A 17,559-nucleotide genomic window follows, 5' to 3' on the forward strand; every position below is an offset into this window, starting at 1 on the left:
ATCAAACCCCTACCTTAACGGTGATGTGACAAGTACGCTTAGTAATACGATCTGCACGGCCTTTAGCACGTGGCATAATACGTTTAAGGCTTACACCTTCATCAACGTAAATCGTAGAAACTTTAAGATCGTCTACATCTAAACTGTTGTTATGTTCAGCGTTTGCAATCGCAGATTCTAAAGCTTTTTTAACAATCGCCGCAGCTTTTTTATTGCTGAAGTTCAAGATATTAAGCGCGTGAGCAACAGATTTGCCACGGATAAGATCTGCAACCAAACGTACCTTTTGTGCCGAGATAGCGGCACCGCGTAATTTAGCAGTTACTTCCATCAGGACACCTATTAACGTTTAGATTTCTTGTCAACACCGTGACCACGATAGGTACGAGTTGGCGCGAATTCACCGAGTTTATGACCAACCATATGCTCAGAAATAATTACTGGAACATGGTTACGACCATTGTGAACAGAAATTGTTAAACCAACAAAATCTGGAAGGATCATCGAGCGACGAGACCACGTTTTGATCGGCTTACGGTTGTTAGCAGCAATAGCAGCTTCAACTTTAGCGAACAAATGCGCGTCGACGAACGGACCTTTTTTTAATGAACGAGGCATTATTTAGATTCCTTACTTGACGCGACGATCGCGGATAATCATCTTAGTCGTACGCTTATTGGTACGAGTCTTGTACCCTTTCGCTTTTTGACCCCATGGGCTTACAGGTTGAATACCTTTGCTACGCCCTTCACCACCACCGTGTGGATGGTCGACTGGGTTCATCGCCATACCACGAACGGTAGGACGAACACCACGCCAGCGCGCTGCACCAGCTTTACCCAATGAACGAAGGTTGTTTTCTTGGTTAGAAACTTCACCAATTACAGCACGGCATTCAACATGGATTTTACGCATTTCGCCTGAACGTAGACGAACAATCGCGTAAGAACCATCACGACCCAATAATTGAACTGAAGTACCAGCAGAACGAGCCAATTGCGCGCCTTTACCGATTTTAAGTTCAAGGTTGTGAAGTGTAGAACCGATTGGCATGTTGCGAAGTGGCAAGCAGTTACCTGGACGAATTGGAGCATCGTTACCAGATTGTACTTTATCGCCAGCACGCAAGCCTTTAGGTGCGATGATATAACGACGTTCACCGTCAGCATACTTCAACAATGCGATGTGTGCAGTACGGTTAGGATCGTATTCGATACGCTCAACTACAGCAGGAATGCCATCTTTGTTGCGTTTGAAGTCAACAATACGGTAGTTCTGCTTGTGACCGCCACCAACGTGACGAGTCGTAATATGACCGTTATTATTACGGCCACCAGTACGTTTTTTAGCTTCTACCAACGCTGCAAAAGGCTTACCTTTGTGAAGGTGGCTATGAACCACTTTTTCAACAAAGCGACGTCCTGGAGACGTTGGCTTACATTTTTGAATAGGCATTAACTTCGTCCTTATTCCGCTGCGCTTTCAGCGGTATCGCCCAAGTCAGCCATTTCAACATCTTGGCCAGCTTTCAGGGTGACGTATGCTTTTTTAACATCAGAACGACGTCCTAATGTTTTACCAAAGCGCTTAGATTTACCTTTTGTAATAGTTGTGTTTACTTTTAACACATCTACACCAAAAAGCTGCTCAACTGCTTTTTTGATTTCAAGTTTAGTTGCATTGATGTCAACTTTAAACACTTGAACGTTTGCAGTTTCGCCTAAAACTTGTGCTTTTTCTGAGAATACTGGTCCACGTAGGACTTGATAGATACGTTCGTTGTTCATCCGAGTTCTACCTCAATTTTCTTAGCAGCAGCTACAGACATAACAACTTTATCGAACGCGATCAAGCTAACTGGATCGATTGCAGTAGCATCAACCACATCTACATGTGGAATGTTACGCGCTGCAAGATATAAGTTCTCATCTACAGCATCAGTTACGATCAATGCACGAGCAGCATTTAAGCCGTTAAGCTTAGCAAGCAATTCTTTAGTTTTAGGAGCTGCAACAGCAAACTCTTCAACCAATACAAGACGATCTTGGCGAACAAGTTCAGCTAAGATACATTGCATTGCACCACGGTACATTTTACGGTTTACTTTTTGAGACCAGTCTTGTGGACGAGCAGCAAAAGTTTTACCGCCGCCAACCCAGATTGGGCTACGAATAGAACCAGCACGCGCACGGCCAGTACCTTTTTGACGGAATGGCTTTTTACCACCGCCAGATACTTCACCACGTGATTTTTGTGCTTTAGAACCTTGACGACCGCCAGCTAAGTAAGCTGTAACTACTTGATGTACAAGTGCTTCGTTGAATTCACGACCGAAAGCAACTTCAGACAATTCAACAGCAGAGCCAGAAACAGTATTTAAATTCATGCTATTTCCCCTCAAGCCTTGATAGTAGGACGAACGATAACGTCGCCACCTGTTGCACCAGGAATCGCACCTTTAACAACAAGAACCGAACGTTCAGTGTCGATAGAAACGATTTCAAGACCCTGTACAGTTACGCGTTCAGCACCTAAATGGCCAGCCATTTTTTTGCCTTTGAACACGCGACCAGGAGTCTGGTTTTGACCAGTAGAACCTAGAACACGGTGAGATACAGAGTTACCGTGAGTTGCATCTTGCGTACGGAAGTTCCAACGCTTAACACCACCTTGGAAACCTTTACCTTTAGATTGACCAGTTACGTCAACAACTTGACCTACTGTAAACAATTCAACGGTAAGCGTACCACCAACTTCACGACCTTCAAGATCAGCTTCTGTAGCACGGAATTCTTGTACTAAACGACCAGCAGCAACACCCGCTTTCGCGAAGTGACCTTTCTGAGCGTTAGTCACGCGAGATTCGCGACGTTCACCAGTAGTGATTTGAATCGCTTGATAACCATCAGTTTCAAGCGTTTTGATTTGAGTGATGCGGTTTGGATCAACCTCAATCACTGTTACAGGTACAGAAACACCAGCATCTGTAAAGATACGTGTCATACCGCACTTGCGACCGACTAAACCAATAGCCATGTGCATAAACCTCTAAAAAAGCGGCCGAATTAACGTGAGTGCGTTAATTAACCGAAAGCCTTAACCCAATGCGATCTGAACATCAACACCAGCTGCAAGATCTAATTTCATCAATGCATCAACAGTTTTATCTGTAGGTTGAACGATATCGATCAAACGTTTGTAAGTACGGATCTCGTATTGGTCACGAGCATCTTTATTTACGTGTGGTGATGTTAAAACGTTAAAACGTTCGATGCGAGTTGGCATCGGGATTGGACCACACACTTGTGCGCCAGTACGTTTTGCGGTTTCTACGATTTCTTGAGAAGATTGATCAATTAAACGATGATCAAAAGACTTCAAACGGATACGAATTCTCTGGTTAGACATACCAGTTAACTCCAAGCCAAATATATAAAGAATCACCCATGACGCATCTCACTCTTTTAATAGCAAGTGTCAAGGGTAGTGAAAATCACTAAGGTCATGATCGATGCCACGACTGTCACGATTAATTACTTACATTTTTCAGAAGTAATTACTCTCTTATTGAGAGGTCGTTTATTATAAACATTGTTTAATGATTATGCAAATATCTTTTCGTCTTTTGTATCCTTATTACCAATTAACATGACTCCAATCAACAAAAGATCCAATCCAACTAAACATGAACAGCGATAGTAAAAATAAAAGTTTAAGATCAACCCTAAAACAGCATTTAAGCCTTAAGCACATATTGTATAGCGCGGTTTAAAATATCGTTGCCTTGCATAAAGCGCTGCAATGCAGATTTCTTTAAGTCCTCTATGGCATGTACATGCTCTCCATCAAATAAAGCCAGTGCTTCATCGTTCTCAATAAATAGTTGAAGCACTTCTGGCGTAATCTCAGGATGAAATTGAAAGCCTAAAACATTGTGACCAATTTGATACAATTGATTCCGACATACGTTGTTTTCTGCCAAATGCACCGCACCTTTAGGAATATCAAATGTTTCACGATGCCACTGCAACACATCAAACTGCTCGGGTAATTCAAAACAAGTTACCGGAACATTCGGAATGCGATACACCGTTGACCAACCCAACTCTTCTTGCCGGTTCCGACTTACCGCTGCACCCAATGCATTGGCAATAAGTTGACCACCCAAACATAAACCAATCACAGGTTTGCCTGCCGCCAAGTAACGGCGCAACCAGCGTTTTTCTATTTTAAGCCATGGGTAATTTGCTTCATCGTTGACACTCATCGCGCCACCCATAATAATCAATAAATCCACATCCTCAATCTGAGGTAAGGCTTCAATTTCTAAGGCAGTTTCAGCAGGAAGTGCAAAAAATTCTGTTGCTGTAATTTTTGCATGATGTTGTTTCAAAAACTCATAACAACTCCCAAATCCCTCACCTGCAATGTGCTGAAAATAATGAACACGTAAATGGGGCTGCATATATTTTTATCCTATTCTCGCCAGCATATAGGTTATGAATTAGCAAGAATGAAGCCAACTCTGTTACATATAACAAAGCTTTAACATTTTTTTATAATCGATTACCGTTTACAGTTTATTTATCATTTCAAACTATCCTATTCGAGTGCTTTTCAATGAAAAAATCACCACAAACCGCGCGCATTCACGCACCAAGATTAGCGCCACAATATATAGAGACCACACAACCTCCTCTTTATCGCGCATCGAGTATCTTTTTTAAAAATACACAACAGCTTTATGAGCGAAAATGGAGCGATCCCTACGATTATAGCTATGGCACACACGGCACACCGACCACCTATACGCTCGCAGACCGTATCGCACAGCTTGAACATGGTAAATTTTGCTTACTCGCACCCAGTGGTTTATCTGCCATTCAATTGGTCAATGCCACCTTTTTAACCAGCCATGACGAAGTCTGGATCCCCGATAATCTTTATGGCCCGAATATAGAGTATTTAAATTATTTACACAGCGCATTTGCCATTGAGGTTCGAATTTATAATCCGACTGATCTTCATAGCTTTCAGCCTTCCCCAAAAGCCAAGCTACTTTGGATGGAAGCCGCAGGTTCAGTCACACTTGAATTTCCTGATTTGATTGGCCTAGTCAAAAAAGCGCAGCAACATCAAGTTTTAACGGCGCTAGATAACACTTGGGGCGCGGGACTCGCGTTTAATACATTTGATTTTTCCGAGCAGCATCTTGCTGTTGATGTTTCGGTACACGCGCTGACCAAATACCCAAGCGGCGGCGGTGATATTTTAATGGGCAGTGTAGTTACGCAAGATCACGCGCTGCATCTAAAATTATTAAGAATGCATGCATTACAGGGTATTTCCATTTCAGGTGATGATGCCGCACAAATCCTGCGCAGTTTACCTCACATGCAATTACGCTACGAGCAGCAATCTCGCTCTGCCATACAGATTTTAGCATGGTTAAAACAACAGCCACATTTCGCCCAAGTATTACATCCGAGCGACCCAGAAAGCGCAGGTCACGCTTATTGGCAAGAGATTTGCACTAGCAAACACAGTGCTGGTCTCGTCAGCGTGATTTTTAACAAAAAGTATAGCTTTTCAGAAATCTGTCGCTTTTGCGATCAGCTCAAGTTGTTTAAACTAGGCTTTAGCTGGGGAGGCCCAATCAGCCTAGTGATGCTTTACGATATTAAAAATATGCGCCAACTGCCCACACCACACCTAAGCGAAGGTTATTTAGTCCGCTTGTGCATTGGCCTTGAAAGCACAGACGATCTGATACACGACATTCAACAGGCATTACAATCACTCGAATAAGTTATATAAAGGACAAAAAATGGGAACAACAATTACAATTGCCAAAAATACAGCCAACATTGAAGAAGACATTGTATTGTATTCACAATTTGCCAATCGACATGGTTTAATTGCAGGTGCAACCGGTACTGGAAAAACAGTTACCCTAAAAGTATTGGCGGAACAGTTCTCTAATATCGGTGTACCGGTTTTTTTAGCGGATGCTAAAGGTGACGTATCTAGTATTGTCAAAGCTGGCAGCACATCGGAAAAATTTGAGGCGCGCCTACATACACTAGGTCTAGACCATGTTGATTTTCAGGCATTTCCTGTCATTTTTTGGGATGTGTTTGGTCAGCAAGGCCACCCTATTCGCGCCACTATTTCAGAAATTGGTCCGCTTCTACTGGCACAGATGCTGAACTTAAATGAAACTCAAGAAGGTGTGCTCTCTGCGGTGTTTCGTATAGCAGACGATCAAGGTTTGCTTTTAATTGATTTCAAAGACTTAAAAGCCATGCTCTCCTACGTGACAGAAAATGCTGCCGACTTTAAAGCCGAATATGGCAACCTTTCGCCAGCAAGCCTAGGCGCAATTCAACGTAATCTTTTAGCACTGGGCGACCAAGGCGCAGAAAAATTCTTTGGAGAACCCAGCTTAAACATTCTCGATTTTATTCAAACTGACAGCGCAGGCAAAGGATATATCAACCTGCTTGCAGCAGATCAACTCATGAATACCCCCAAGCTCTATGCAACGTTTTTGCTGTGGATGTTATCGGAATTATTTGAAAAACTGCCTGAAGTTGGCGACTTAGACAAACCCAAACTGGTGTTTTTCTTCGATGAAGCACATTTACTGTTTGACAACTCAAGCGACGCATTACAAGAAAAAATTCAGCAAGTCATCCGCCTTATTCGATCCAAAGGGGTTGGCATTTATTTTATTAGCCAAAGCCCGTTAGACATTCCTGAAAAAGTTTTAGGCCAATTAGGCAATCGCATTCAACATGCGTTACGTGCATTCACGCCAAAAGATCAAAAAGCCGTTAAAACAGCAGCAGATACCTTTCGTGCCAATCCTAATCTTCAGGTGAGTGATGTCATCACACAGCTTGGCGTAGGCGAAGCATTAATTAGCTGCCTAGACGAGCAAGGCACGCCGCAAGTGGTCGCGCGTGGTTGGGTCATGCCGCCGCAATCCTCTTTTAGCCCACTCAGCCCTGAAGAACGCAAAACCCTAATAAGCCAAAGTATTGTCGCGGGTATCTACGAAAATGCAGTCGATCGCGACAGTGCCTACGAAATATTGCAACGCAAAGTCAACGAAAGTGCGCAACAACAGCAAATGCAAGTGGAATTGGAACAACAAGGCAAAGAACAAGAGCGTTTAGCGCGCGAGCAGCAAAAAGCCCAAGAAAAAGCCCAGCGCGAGCGAGAAAAACTCACTCAAGATGTAATTGGTACTTTTGCCAAAAGTGCGGCACGTACACTCGGTGGCCCAACAGGTCAAAAACTGGTTCGGGGTTTGTTAGGTTCATTATTTGGGAAGCGTTAATAAATGATGGTAAATATAAATGAAATTCTGCTAGTCTAGAGCCTTACATTTTATACGCCGATCATCTTGGCGTATAAAATCTTTAAATGATAATCACCCTATTTTAGAGCGACCGCTTTTTATCTCATGGCGCCTCCATCTTTGAAAAAATCAAAAAATATCCGATTCGCTTGATGCAGCGACTTCCTTTATAATGTTTTTTGTATTTCTCGATTAAAAAGTTAAGCTCTATGCATCGCTATGCAAAGTCAAAAGACACCAAAGCCAAATTAGCCCCTAAAACCAAGATTAGCTACGAAAGAAAAGTGAATCCTGCGTTAACCGACTATGCGGTGCAAAGCCTAAACTGGTTACGTCGGGCTGAATTTTTAATGAGTGCGCCAAAACTCTCGTTATGTGTAGAAGATACTGGCTATGAAATTGCCTTTGCAGGGCGGTCAAATGCAGGCAAATCCAGTGCCATCAATGCATTAACCAACCAAAAGCAATTGGCACGGGCATCTAAAAAACCGGGCCGTACGCAAATGATTAACTTCTTTAGCTTGGGTAATCCCGACCAACGCTTGGTCGATTTACCTGGTTATGGTTATGCTGCCGTTCCCGAAGCCATGAAAATTGTTTGGCAAAAAGAGTTAGAGAATTATTTAATTCACCGTAAAAGTTTACAAGGCTTGGTGTTATTGATGGATATTCGCCATCCCTTACAACACTTCGATTTAATGATGCTTGAATGGGCGCATTCACGTAATCTTTTTGTGCACGTATTACTCACCAAAGCCGACAAATTGAACCGCGGCCCGGCCAACCAAGTATTAATTGATGTGAAGCAAGCATTAAAGAAAATGAAATTACAATTTTCGATGCAACTGTTTTCATCGTTAAATAAACAAGGTTTGGAAGAACTGGCATCGGTGATGGCAGGACGACTACATTACACTTTAGATGACAACAACCAAGTCATCCCTCTACAAAACGATGCTATGGGAAATAATTTACTTGCTGGCGTCGATCTAGACGCCATTCCAATTATTAGTGAAGCGGATGATTCACTAGAAGGCATAAATTTAGATGATATTCCCGAAGCCAGTGAATTAGATGATGAAGATTCATCAAACAACGAAAATCATTAAAGACAAAAAAGGCATGTTTTAAAACATGCCTTTTTAAATACAGATTGAATTAAAACTTAGAACACAACAGTTTTATTGCCATCCACAATAACACGGTCTTCTAAATGCCATTTCACGGCACGCGCCAATACATTACGCTCGACATCTTCACCCAATTCACGTAATTGCTCTACACTGTAATCGTGGCTGACACGCTCTACATCTTGCTCAATGATTGGACCTTGATCGAGCTCGGCAGTCACATAATGCGCCGTTGCACCAATCAATTTTACACCTTTTTCATAGGCTTGTTTGTACGGATTAGCGCCCACAAATGCAGGTAAGAATGAGTGATGAATGTTGATAATTTTCATTGGCCAATTTGCTACAAACTCTTCACTCAAAATTTGCATATAACGTGCAAGTACCAATAAATCATTGTCTTTCATTAATTCATGAATTTGCGCGTAAGCTTCTGCTTTATTGTCTTTGCTGACTTTAATGACCGTAAATGGAATACCGAAGTTTTCAACCGACTCACGTAAATCTTCATGGTTAGAAATCACATGGGTAATTTCACATGCCAAACCACCACGTGCATGACGCCATAATAGTTCTAGCAAAGCATGATCGACTTTAGAAACCAAAATACCGACTTTTTTCACATCGCCCACAAAAGCCAAACGCCATTGCATGTCATAACGATGCGCAACATTCTGTTCAAAGGTTTGAATTAAAGTATCTTTACGCGATTGTAAATGCTCAAGTTCAAATTCAACACGCATGAAATAGCGCCCGCCCTGAGCTTCTGTAGCATATTGATCAAGCGCGGTAATGTTGGCACCTTGATGATACAAAAAACTCGATACAGCTTGCACAATACCCGGCTTGTCTTCACAAGTAATGAGTAAACGTGCAGTATTGGCAGTGGTCATGTTCATGTTGTTCAATAACACTCGTCATTAAAAAATTAGCCCAATAGTCTACCGTTTTTTCAAGCAAAGCACACTTATTTTTAACAGTGCGAATTTAACTTTTCGGTTCGGTTGCAAACAGTTCCATATGTTCGATATTGGACAATAATTTTTCATACGCAATCCGACTTTCCCCAAGCACATAAGGGCCTTCTAAAAAGATCAGTTGTCGTAGCGCCTGAATGCGCCATTTTTCGTCTAAATCATTTTGATCTTGCAAGCGCCCAGACATAAATAAAAAATTGGTCCAGTTGGTCAGCACAATCCAAATATTTAAAATCAATGCTTCAATTTCGTTGGCATTAAGCTTCATTAAACCCACTGCCACAAAGGCTTGATAAATTTTTTGCACTTGTTGCATGACTTGCTGCGAAAAATTAGCATAAAGCAATTTAAAGCTTTGATCGTTTTCTACCAAATGAAAAATATCGCGGTGGATAAAACGATAGCGCCACAATTGGCTACTCATCACATGAAAATAATGAATTTTATCGTTTGCATTGACCGGCCGACCTTCGGGTAGAGCCAACATTTTTAAAGTTTCATTTTGATATTGCTCGGTAATGGCTTTAATAATGTCTTGCTTATTGGCAAAATGATAATATAAGTTCCCCGGACTCATATTTAATTCAGCAGCAATATGATTCGTGGTAATCGCACGTTCACTTTTTTCATTAAATAACTGCAGACTGACATCTAAAATTCGCTGTTTGGTTTTTCCTGCTTTTATTTGCGACATCGACTTCCCTTAAAAAACCAAAAATAGAGTAAAAACTCTAATTAATTTTAGAACATTTATTGCATGCGGTAAAGATAATTTATTGATTATCTTCGTTGAATGCTTCACAGCATCCGATTTTAGAAACATCACTAAAACAAGACCAATGCCAGACAGCGAATGCATGATATTTAATCGACCACAATCACAAGAGATCGGCTAAAATAGAACGCGAATGCACAAAAGCCAAACAACGATTAAAGCTTTAGTAAAAGCACTCTGCTAAAATGATCAAGGCATGAGCTATCACACAATTTACAGTGGCATTTTATGTAAATTCGCTTGTCTTTTAATCGGATTTTTGGTATAAAACGCCCCTTGAATAAATTCAATCTGTTTGTATTATGACTGGCCACAGGTTTGCTGTTGGCTAAATCAATGGAGTTCCACCATGTCTAAGGTTTGCCAAGTTACCGGCAAGCGTCCAGTCGTTGGTAACAACGTCTCACACGCAAACAACAAAACTAAACGCCGGTTCGAGCCGAACCTGCATCATCACCGTTTTTGGTTAGAAAGCGAAAAGCGTTTTGTACGTCTTCGTTTAACCACTAAAGGTATGCGTATTATCGACAAATTGGGCATTGAAAAGGTTGTTGCTGATCTTCGTGCTCAAGGCCAAAAGATCTAAGGAGACCTTGCAATGCGTGACAAGATTCGCTTAGTTTCTTCAGCTGGTACTGGTTATTTCTACACTACCACTAAGAACAAACGTACTATGCCGGAAAAAATGGAAATCAAAAAATTTGATCCAAAAATCCGTCAACACGTGATTTTCAAAGAAGCTAAAATCAAATAATTTTGGCTTTTGGAAAAAACGACTCCTTTTGGGGTCGTTTTTTTTGCCTTTTTTTTATGCTTATTGTTAAGATCACAGATTAAAATAACTTTTCCTGACACTGACCCAAATATCCATTTAAGGAATGTGCCCGTGCCACATAATGTTGACCTGATTGTCCTTTTAGCTGTTGGCTTTGGAATTGCCTTATTCTTTGGTTATATCGCGGCTCGCCTGCGCCTGCCACCGTTGGTGGGCTATTTAATTGCAGGGATTATTATTAGCCCAAATACGCCGGGCGTGGTTGCAGACATACAATTGGCAAATCAATTGGCCGAACTTGGGGTAATGTTTTTAATGTTTGGCGTTGGCATGCATTTTTCTTTATCGGACTTATTACAAGTTCGTAGAATTGCCGTACCTGGCGCCATTTTACAAATTACAGCAGCCACCGTATTAGGTTTGGGCGTTGCAATGCTATGGGGATGGCCATTTGGTTCAGCGCTTGTTTTTGGTTTAAGTTTGTCTTGTGCCAGTACCGTTGTTTTACTCAAAGCCTTAGGTGATCGCGGCTTACTCGACTCAGTCAACGGTAAAATTGCTGTGGGCTGGCTGTTGGTTGAAGACTTGGTGATGGTCTTAGGCTTAGTCATTTTACCTGCAACTGCGGTGTTATTAGGCGGTAAAGCACCTGAACATGGCGCAGCCGTAGGCCAAAACATTTGGCTGACTTTGGGATTAACCTTACTTAAAGTGGGCGGTTTTATTGCCTTCATGCTGATTATTGGCAAACGTCTTGTGCCGTTAATTATGCAATTTGTGGCGCGTTTAGGTTCACGTGAACTCTTCACCTTAACCGTGGTGGCTTGTGCGGTGTCGATTGCCTATGGATCATACGCAATTTTTGGAGTTTCTATGGCACTCGGGGCCTTTTTTGCTGGTATGGTGGTCAAAGAATCTGACTTTAGCCACCGCGCTGAAGAAGAAACCCTGCCCTTACGCGAAGTTTTTTCGATTTTATTTTTCGTATCAGTGGGGATGTTGTTTGACCCACACATTTTAATTGAACAACCTTGGCATATTTTGGCGGTGGTTGGCATTATTATGCTGGGTAAAACAATCGCCGCAATTGCACTGGTATTGTTCTTCCGTTACCCGATTAATACCGCGCTGACCGTAGGTGCAAGTTTGGCCCAAATTGGCGAGTTTTCATTTATTTTAGCCGCATTGGGTATTTCTTTAGGATTACTCACCCTTGAAGCACAAAACCTGATTTTGGCAGGCGCTTTATTTTCAATTACCCTCAATTCATTTATCTTTTCAGCAATTGAACCGATACAACGTTGGATTCGTGAACGTTCGCATTTGGCACGTTTACTCGAACGTAGTGGCGATCCATTGGCGATGTTGCCCGATGAAGTCGATCAAAACTACTTGCGCGACCAAGTAGTTATGGTTGGTTATGGTGAAGTCGGACGTAGAATCACCACATCACTGATGGCACAAAATATTAAAGTAGTAATTGCTGAAGAAAACCGCGAAATTGTTGAAAAATTGCGTGAAAAAAATATTGCTGCGGTAAGCGGTGTGGCAACGGAACCGAGTGTGCTCATTCAAGCGCATATTATGCATGCACGCATGCTGATTTTATCGCCTATGGATATTTTAGATATTCACCGAATTGTCGATATTGCCACGCAGCTGAATCCACATATTCAAGTTTTGGTCTGTGCAGAGAGCAAACAAGAGGCCGATGCCATTCGCGATGAAGATATTGGAGAGGTGTTTTATGCCAAAGAGGAAATGGCGAAAAATATGAGTACGCATATTTTAACTCATATTGAACAAGCGCATCAAAAAACCACGCACTAAAGCAGAGTCATTTTCATGCAACATACAGGACGTAAGTTGCATGATGGTTTAATTAACTTAAATATTGTGGTTGCTCATCGACCACTTCGGCATGCCATTCATTGGCTTGTTTTTCAAGCAACCCCAACAATGCCGCTTGCACCATTTGCTGTGCAACCATTGCCGTATGTTCACCTAATAAATGGCGCACTTCTTCATTAAACTGAATAGTCAGCAAAGGTGCTTTTTCCGATGCCGCACTACGCAATGCCACATCACCATTTTCAAGCTGCACAAGTTCGAGCGTTGCTTCTTGGCTGCCAAATAACGCTTTTAACTGTTGTATAGACATAAAACCTCCACAGACTGAAAAGCACGATATGCGCTCAATTCAGATTATCGTATATCGGTATCCAATTGCAAAAATTCAAGCCATTTTTCAGCTTTTTGTATCAAAACTCGACCATTTCATTACGAAAACCATCGATGAGTTGGCTTAAATCTTTGTGCCATTCACGTAAAATTTTCACATCGGGCAACCACGATTGCGGTCCTTGCGTCACTTTAATAATCAAGTTAGACGACGTTTCATCTTCAGGCGTAGGCGCAGTGGGCTCAGGCGCATACTGGCACATTCTGTAGGCATGTTTTAGTTCGGCAATAAAACCATCGCGTGCCAATTGCTGCATCACCGCAACTTCAGGCGATACTTGCCCTTTTTCTGCCATTTTATCTTCAATAGATTTTAACGTTGGCTGTGTATCGCTTAGGCGATAATAACGCACCAATTCTTGTAAAAACGCCAAAATTGCACCATGGAGATGAAAAACCGCCGTTTCACGATAGGCTTGCACTTGCTGCACCGCATCAACTTGTTCAGCCTGCTGACAAGCTAAACGTGCAAAATAGAGTTTTTGATTGGTTCGATCGGCATGATAACGCGCAACGCGGGACATAAGTTTTCCTTAAAAATCCTTTGGCTTGGATTACTTAAGATTAAATGCTTTAATCTTAAAAGCAATCTATTTTAGGACTTGTTTATGCTGAATATTCAACAAGCCATACTCAGCTTGGCCTGCGGTATGGCAATTTCAGTTGCGTATAGCTGTGAACCTGCGAGCATCGATTTGGAAATGCTCTACGCCAATTACGATTTGAATCATGATCAAATGATTGATCAGAAAGAATGGCAGCAACTGATTGAATTAAAAGATCAACCTGTTTCTTGGCAGAATCCAGCATCCGCAAATGACCCTAAACGCATGCAAGTTTTTCTAGCGCTCGATCATGACCATAATGGTGTTATTGACCCACAAGAACTCGGCAAAATTTATCGCTATTTCTCGAATCCTTGTTTGGGTTGGGGGTCAAAATGGGGAATTTAATTGCATGCAAAAAATAGGGTTTATGAACAGATAAACACGATTTAAAATCGATTACGCCTTCTTTGGTTCATCTGCAGCTTTTACACGAATGCCTGTGCCTTTTAGCTTCATCGTATTCAATGCTTTAATGGCTTTGATAGCCTCACGTGGGTTCGGCATTTCAACAAAGCCAAAACCTTTGGATTTACCCGTTGCTGCATCGGTTACAATCACACAAGATTCAATTTTTCCATATGTTTTAAATAATGTGTTTAACTCATCTTCGGTGACGTTACGCTCAAGATTGCGAACTAAAATTTTCATCTAAAAACCCTTTATAACAAATAAGATATATCCCAACGGTTGAGTCCGTCAGGTCTGTTTAATCAAAATCTAAACCAAATGTAATGCGTGTTGCGGGCTTGTTGTGTTGAAAATTTGTCCCTGATGCCATCGGCACACGTTTATGTACCCTAACATCCACCAGCGCTGTCGGTAAATCATTTAAAAAATAGCTGCTGATTTTACGCCCTTGCTCATCAGTTTGGTCGTATGCCCAGCTATTTAAATCTTGCTTGGTTAAAATTAACTCGTTTTGTGCCCGTGTAAATGCCACATACAACACACGGCGCTCTTCTTCAACCGCATCAAAGTCGCCCTGCGCCCGTGCATGTGGATATTGATTCACTGTCACATGCGGCACATAACACACCTGTTGCTCTGCACCTTTGGCTGAATGCACTGTAATTAAGGTGACGACATCTTGGTCTTTGGCACGCTCAACTTCAGAAATCGAAATCGGCTCTAAGACATATTCCTCTAAAAACTCACCCAAACCGACATGTTTTTCTGCCAATTGTTTAACCAACTCAAAATCTTTGACACGGCGTGACCAATCTTGATTTTTATAATTTTGCGACAGTTGCTCGGTTAATGCATCTATCGCCAAAGTAATACAGGCTTGCACTTCATTTTGCAGTACGGCCAGTTGTTTTAAAATTAAAATGGCTTTCGGTGTCACTTTACCATGTTGTTCTAAACGCTCACAACGGGCATCCACGCTCTCTAAAAGCATCAGCTCGGCGGATAAACGACTTGCACCGACATCGCCCACACCATCCCATAAAGTTAAAAACCGCATCCACGCCAAATCATCTTGAGGATTGGATGAAATTCGTAGCAAACTGAGCAAATCTTTGACATGTGCCGACTCAAGCAGTTTTGTGCCCCCGATAAAACGATACGGAATATTGGATTTAATAAAAGCACCTTCAATATGCCGTGCGGCATAAGATGAACGTACCAAGACCATGTGCTTGTTCCACGGCGTATCTTGTTGATGGCGTTGTTGTAAATCTTGTGCAATCCAATTGGCTTCTTCAAACTCATTTGGGAAAATATTAAGGCTCGGTTTGATCCCAGTTCCACGATAAGCCGTAAGCTGCTTGTTATAGTCAATTGGACTCACTCGTAATAACCAGTTAGATAAATCTAGAATTTCTTGGGTAGAACGATAATTTTCTTGTAAAGTCAGCACTTCGGCATTGGGAACACGTTCTTTAAAATGATGCACATTTTCAAAATCTGCGCCGCGAAAACCATAAATTGACTGCGCATCATCACCAACACAAAATAATTCAACTCGGCCAAGTAACGGTTCTAGCAGCGACCATTGCAACGGATTGGTGTCTTGCATTTCATCAACCAACATGACCGAACATAAGCGCGCCACCCAATCGACCAATTCAGGCGATTGCTGCAAATTCACAGCAACAATCGACAAAATATCATCATAATCTAAATAATTACGTTCTTGCTTGCGCTGTTCATATTGACGCATGACTTCACTAATTTCAGCCTTAAACGGCAAAACTTCGGGGAGTACCTGAATAATCGCATCGGACAATTTAACTTGGGTGTTGCGCGCGAAAGAATAAATATCACAGAGCTGTGCTGCTTTGGGCAAATTACTTTCACGACCTTTTCCACGCAACAAGCGAAACATGAGTAACTGATCATCTCGATCAATAATACTAAATTGAGTTAAACCAAACGCTTGTGGATTGCGTTTTAACAAATACATGCAAAAGGTATGAAAAGTCGAAGCACGTAAACCTTTTGCCATGACACCCAAATGCTGCTCGACCCGTGTCACAATTTCACTGGCGGCACGGCGGGTAAAGGTTAAAATTTGAATCTGCTGTGCAGGTATACCTTGATCAATTAAATAAGCAGCACGCGCCACAATGGTTTTGGTTTTGCCGCACCCTGCCCCAGCCAAAATGAGACAATTTTTTGCCGTTGTGGTTGCTGCTTGTTTTTGCTGCGGATTAAGCTCATCAATTAAGGTGTTTAGGCTCATTCAATTTCATGATTCGATCAAATATAAGCACAGTTTAACAAACTGACTTTGATCTTGCTGAAAAGTTAATTTAAATCACTTTAATTTAAAGCCCAAAAATTGGGCGTGGATAACTTGAAAGTTATCCACAATTAACGCAGCCGTCCATAGACACGCGAGTCAAAATCTGGTCTTACCACATTGATATACTGATTTACTGTGAGTAAGTTTGCCCACCCCTTTTCATCAGATTTATCTCGAATTGTTTTTAAAATCAATGTAAGAGTGTCTTTATCTATGTTAATCTGCCCTTGTAAAATTTGTTTATCAATAGTGTTTTTTATATCAACAACATCTCCTATAGTTAAGTTCTTCACATCCATAAACTTATCACAAGCTCCAACGAAAGACATGGGCGTATTGCTTTTACCAAAGCCATATACTGATAACCCCTTTTCTCGAATCTTTAAAGCTAATGGGGTGAAATCACTATCGCTCGAAACAATACAGAAACCATCTAAAGCATTGCTATACAGCAAATCCATCGCATCAATAATTAAAATCATATCGGTTGCATCTTTACCTTTGGTATAGGCAAATTGCTGCACAGGCGTAATTGCATAGGGAAGTAAAATATCCCGCCAATTCTTTAAAGATTCATTACTCCAATCGCCATAAACACGCTTTACACTGGCAATGCCATATTTCGCAATTTCCTCTAAAACAAACTGAATTGAATGAAGCGATGAATTATCTGCATCAATGAGTACAGCAAGTTTCTTTGTTTTTATTTCCATGTTTTATATGCACGATTTTTAAAAGAATATTTTCCATTCTACATCAAAAATATAGCGCATTCTTTAATAAAATTTGAGCACTATTTCAATCAATTATATTCAATTTAATATCCACGATCTTACCCATAGCAAAGCTTTCTATGTACAGTTCAAATGGACTTTTACCAACTATGGCAAATACGATTGAGAATTTCATTCAAGTCAACGCAATAAAAAAGCGATACA

The 17,559-nt window shown here is 41.3% G+C and carries 21 protein-coding genes and 1 pseudogene; 7 read left to right on the top strand and 15 right to left on the bottom strand.

Translation table 11 applies throughout. The annotated features are described in order from the left end of the window. Position 1: 1 nt before the first annotated feature. The 8 genes from rplV to I2F62_RS01565 all read right to left on the bottom strand — a co-directional run bounded on the left by rplV (position 2) and on the right by I2F62_RS01565 (position 4,465). On the bottom strand, positions 2-331 hold the full coding sequence (gene rplV, locus I2F62_RS01530; protein WP_324625262.1) for a 50S ribosomal protein L22: 330 nt from the start codon (positions 329-331) through the stop codon (positions 2-4). Between the two features lie 11 nt (positions 332-342). Continuing rightward, positions 343-618 (bottom strand): 30S ribosomal protein S19, encoded by a 276-nt coding sequence (rpsS, locus tag I2F62_RS01535; RefSeq protein ID WP_004673001.1) that lies wholly within the window; start codon positions 616-618, stop codon positions 343-345. A 12-nt stretch (positions 619-630) separates the two neighbouring features. Continuing rightward, positions 631-1,455, bottom strand: a complete 825-nt coding sequence (gene rplB / locus I2F62_RS01540; protein ID WP_324625263.1) for a 50S ribosomal protein L2 — start codon at positions 1,453-1,455, stop codon at positions 631-633. A gap of 11 nt (positions 1,456-1,466) precedes the next feature. Continuing rightward, the gene (rplW, locus tag I2F62_RS01545; protein WP_324625264.1) at positions 1,467-1,787 is read right to left on the bottom strand and encodes a 50S ribosomal protein L23; all 321 of its coding nucleotides are present in this window, start codon (positions 1,785-1,787) and stop codon (positions 1,467-1,469) included. Further along, a complete protein-coding gene (rplD, locus tag I2F62_RS01550) occupies positions 1,784-2,386 on the bottom strand; it encodes a 50S ribosomal protein L4 (protein ID WP_324625265.1) in 603 nt (200 codons plus the stop codon). The genes rplW and rplD overlap by 4 nt, the downstream gene beginning before the upstream one ends. An 11-nt stretch (positions 2,387-2,397) precedes the next feature. Beyond that, positions 2,398-3,036 carry a 50S ribosomal protein L3 gene (gene rplC / locus I2F62_RS01555; protein WP_324625266.1) on the bottom strand — a complete coding sequence of 213 codons (639 nt, stop codon included), beginning with the start codon at positions 3,034-3,036 and terminating at the stop codon, positions 2,398-2,400. A 60-nt stretch (positions 3,037-3,096) separates the two neighbouring features. Beyond that, complete coding sequence (gene rpsJ, locus I2F62_RS01560) at positions 3,097-3,408, bottom strand: 30S ribosomal protein S10 (protein ID WP_004725677.1); 312 nt, start codon at positions 3,406-3,408, stop codon at positions 3,097-3,099. Positions 3,409-3,736: 328 nt separating this feature from the next. Then, complete coding sequence (locus I2F62_RS01565; RefSeq protein ID WP_324625267.1) at positions 3,737-4,465, bottom strand: type 1 glutamine amidotransferase; 729 nt, start codon at positions 4,463-4,465, stop codon at positions 3,737-3,739. A gap of 155 nt (positions 4,466-4,620) precedes the next feature. On the opposite strand from I2F62_RS01565, the gene I2F62_RS01570 reads away from it, so the two are divergent. The 3 genes from I2F62_RS01570 (at position 4,621) to yihA (ending at position 8,475) form a co-directional block, all read left to right on the top strand. After that, positions 4,621-5,808 carry a PLP-dependent transferase gene (locus I2F62_RS01570; RefSeq protein WP_324625268.1) on the top strand — a complete coding sequence of 396 codons (1,188 nt, stop codon included), beginning with the start codon at positions 4,621-4,623 and terminating at the stop codon, positions 5,806-5,808. 19 nt (positions 5,809-5,827) lie between these two features. Continuing rightward, positions 5,828-7,345, top strand: coding sequence for a helicase HerA-like domain-containing protein (locus tag I2F62_RS01575; RefSeq protein WP_324625269.1), 1,518 nt, complete (start codon positions 5,828-5,830; stop codon positions 7,343-7,345). A 230-nt stretch (positions 7,346-7,575) separates the two neighbouring features. Further along, positions 7,576-8,475, top strand: a complete 900-nt coding sequence (gene yihA / locus I2F62_RS01580; RefSeq protein WP_324625270.1) for a ribosome biogenesis GTP-binding protein YihA/YsxC — start codon at positions 7,576-7,578, stop codon at positions 8,473-8,475. A 56-nt stretch (positions 8,476-8,531) separates the two neighbouring features. Here yihA and purU read toward each other — a convergent pair whose 3' ends face one another. Both purU and I2F62_RS01590 read right to left on the bottom strand, forming a co-directional pair. Beyond that, positions 8,532-9,395: a formyltetrahydrofolate deformylase gene (gene purU / locus I2F62_RS01585; RefSeq protein ID WP_324625271.1), complete on the bottom strand. Its 864-nt coding sequence runs from the start codon at positions 9,393-9,395 to the stop codon at positions 8,532-8,534. Positions 9,396-9,483: 88 nt separating this feature from the next. Then, on the bottom strand, positions 9,484-10,167 hold the full coding sequence (locus I2F62_RS01590) for a TetR/AcrR family transcriptional regulator (protein WP_324625272.1): 684 nt from the start codon (positions 10,165-10,167) through the stop codon (positions 9,484-9,486). 430 nt (positions 10,168-10,597) lie between these two features. Here I2F62_RS01590 and rpmB point away from each other — a divergent pair, with 430 nt between their 5' ends. From rpmB to I2F62_RS01605, 3 genes are all read left to right on the top strand, one after another. Further along, complete coding sequence (gene rpmB / locus I2F62_RS01595) at positions 10,598-10,834, top strand: 50S ribosomal protein L28 (protein ID WP_000048256.1); 237 nt, start codon at positions 10,598-10,600, stop codon at positions 10,832-10,834. 12 nt (positions 10,835-10,846) lie between these two features. After that, positions 10,847-11,002, top strand: coding sequence for a 50S ribosomal protein L33 (gene rpmG, locus I2F62_RS01600; RefSeq protein ID WP_001205031.1), 156 nt, complete (start codon positions 10,847-10,849; stop codon positions 11,000-11,002). 132 nt (positions 11,003-11,134) lie between these two features. Then, entirely contained in the window at positions 11,135-12,853 is a 1,719-nt protein-coding gene (locus I2F62_RS01605) for a cation:proton antiporter (RefSeq protein ID WP_324625273.1), read from the top strand. 52 nt (positions 12,854-12,905) lie between these two features. On the opposite strand, the gene I2F62_RS01610 is transcribed toward I2F62_RS01605, so the two are convergent. After that, positions 12,906-13,184 carry a hypothetical protein gene (locus tag I2F62_RS01610; protein WP_324625274.1) on the bottom strand — a complete coding sequence of 93 codons (279 nt, stop codon included), beginning with the start codon at positions 13,182-13,184 and terminating at the stop codon, positions 12,906-12,908. Between the two features lie 100 nt (positions 13,185-13,284). Next, positions 13,285-13,788: a DUF6586 family protein gene (locus I2F62_RS01615; protein WP_324625275.1), complete on the bottom strand. Its 504-nt coding sequence runs from the start codon at positions 13,786-13,788 to the stop codon at positions 13,285-13,287. An 84-nt stretch (positions 13,789-13,872) separates the two neighbouring features. On the opposite strand from I2F62_RS01615, the gene I2F62_RS01620 reads away from it, so the two are divergent. Continuing rightward, positions 13,873-14,217 (top strand): EF-hand domain-containing protein, encoded by a 345-nt coding sequence (locus tag I2F62_RS01620; protein ID WP_324625276.1) that lies wholly within the window; start codon positions 13,873-13,875, stop codon positions 14,215-14,217. A gap of 51 nt (positions 14,218-14,268) precedes the next feature. Here I2F62_RS01620 and I2F62_RS01625 read toward each other — a convergent pair whose 3' ends face one another. The 3 genes and pseudogenes from I2F62_RS01625 to I2F62_RS01635 form a co-directional block, all read right to left on the bottom strand. Further along, the gene (locus I2F62_RS01625) at positions 14,269-14,520 is read right to left on the bottom strand and encodes an RNA-binding protein (RefSeq protein ID WP_324625277.1); all 252 of its coding nucleotides are present in this window, start codon (positions 14,518-14,520) and stop codon (positions 14,269-14,271) included. Between the two features lie 58 nt (positions 14,521-14,578). Further along, a complete protein-coding gene (locus I2F62_RS01630) occupies positions 14,579-16,558 on the bottom strand; it encodes an ATP-dependent helicase (protein WP_324625278.1) in 1,980 nt (659 codons plus the stop codon). 134 nt (positions 16,559-16,692) lie between these two features. Next, positions 16,693-17,334, bottom strand: a pseudogene (locus I2F62_RS01635) (NYN domain-containing protein); the annotation flags it as partial. Between the last annotated feature and the right edge of the window lie 225 nt (positions 17,335-17,559).

Origin of the sequence: Acinetobacter sp. MD2(2019) (assembly GCF_035615615.1) — a bacterium.
Taxonomy (GTDB): domain Bacteria; phylum Pseudomonadota; class Gammaproteobacteria; order Pseudomonadales; family Moraxellaceae; genus Acinetobacter.

Excerpts from the sequence above, each read along its gene's own strand:
- purU (WP_324625271.1), bottom strand. The coding sequence starts at position 9,395 with ATGAACATGACCACTGCCAATACTGCACGTTTACTCATTACTTGTGAA.
- I2F62_RS01570 (WP_324625268.1), top strand. The coding sequence starts at position 4,621 with ATGAAAAAATCACCACAAACCGCGCGCATTCACGCACCAAGATTAGCG.
- rplB (WP_324625263.1), bottom strand. The coding sequence starts at position 1,455 with ATGCCTATTCAAAAATGTAAGCCAACGTCTCCAGGACGTCGCTTTGTT.
- rpmB (WP_000048256.1), top strand. The coding sequence starts at position 10,598 with ATGTCTAAGGTTTGCCAAGTTACCGGCAAGCGTCCAGTCGTTGGTAAC.
- rplC (WP_324625266.1), bottom strand. The coding sequence starts at position 3,036 with ATGGCTATTGGTTTAGTCGGTCGCAAGTGCGGTATGACACGTATCTTT.
- I2F62_RS01590 (WP_324625272.1), bottom strand. The coding sequence starts at position 10,167 with ATGTCGCAAATAAAAGCAGGAAAAACCAAACAGCGAATTTTAGATGTC.
- I2F62_RS01575 (WP_324625269.1), top strand. The coding sequence starts at position 5,828 with ATGGGAACAACAATTACAATTGCCAAAAATACAGCCAACATTGAAGAA.
- I2F62_RS01610 (WP_324625274.1), bottom strand. The coding sequence starts at position 13,184 with ATGTCTATACAACAGTTAAAAGCGTTATTTGGCAGCCAAGAAGCAACG.
- rplW (WP_324625264.1), bottom strand. The coding sequence starts at position 1,787 with ATGAACAACGAACGTATCTATCAAGTCCTACGTGGACCAGTATTCTCA.
- I2F62_RS01620 (WP_324625276.1), top strand. The coding sequence starts at position 13,873 with ATGCTGAATATTCAACAAGCCATACTCAGCTTGGCCTGCGGTATGGCA.
- rpsS (WP_004673001.1), bottom strand. The coding sequence starts at position 618 with ATGCCTCGTTCATTAAAAAAAGGTCCGTTCGTCGACGCGCATTTGTTC.
- I2F62_RS01625 (WP_324625277.1), bottom strand. The coding sequence starts at position 14,520 with ATGAAAATTTTAGTTCGCAATCTTGAGCGTAACGTCACCGAAGATGAG.
- rplD (WP_324625265.1), bottom strand. The coding sequence starts at position 2,386 with ATGAATTTAAATACTGTTTCTGGCTCTGCTGTTGAATTGTCTGAAGTT.
- I2F62_RS01565 (WP_324625267.1), bottom strand. The coding sequence starts at position 4,465 with ATGCAGCCCCATTTACGTGTTCATTATTTTCAGCACATTGCAGGTGAG.
- yihA (WP_324625270.1), top strand. The coding sequence starts at position 7,576 with ATGCATCGCTATGCAAAGTCAAAAGACACCAAAGCCAAATTAGCCCCT.
- rpmG (WP_001205031.1), top strand. The coding sequence starts at position 10,847 with ATGCGTGACAAGATTCGCTTAGTTTCTTCAGCTGGTACTGGTTATTTC.
- I2F62_RS01630 (WP_324625278.1), bottom strand. The coding sequence starts at position 16,558 with ATGAGCCTAAACACCTTAATTGATGAGCTTAATCCGCAGCAAAAACAA.
- rpsJ (WP_004725677.1), bottom strand. The coding sequence starts at position 3,408 with ATGTCTAACCAGAGAATTCGTATCCGTTTGAAGTCTTTTGATCATCGT.
- I2F62_RS01615 (WP_324625275.1), bottom strand. The coding sequence starts at position 13,788 with ATGTCCCGCGTTGCGCGTTATCATGCCGATCGAACCAATCAAAAACTC.
- rplV (WP_324625262.1), bottom strand. The coding sequence starts at position 331 with ATGGAAGTAACTGCTAAATTACGCGGTGCCGCTATCTCGGCACAAAAG.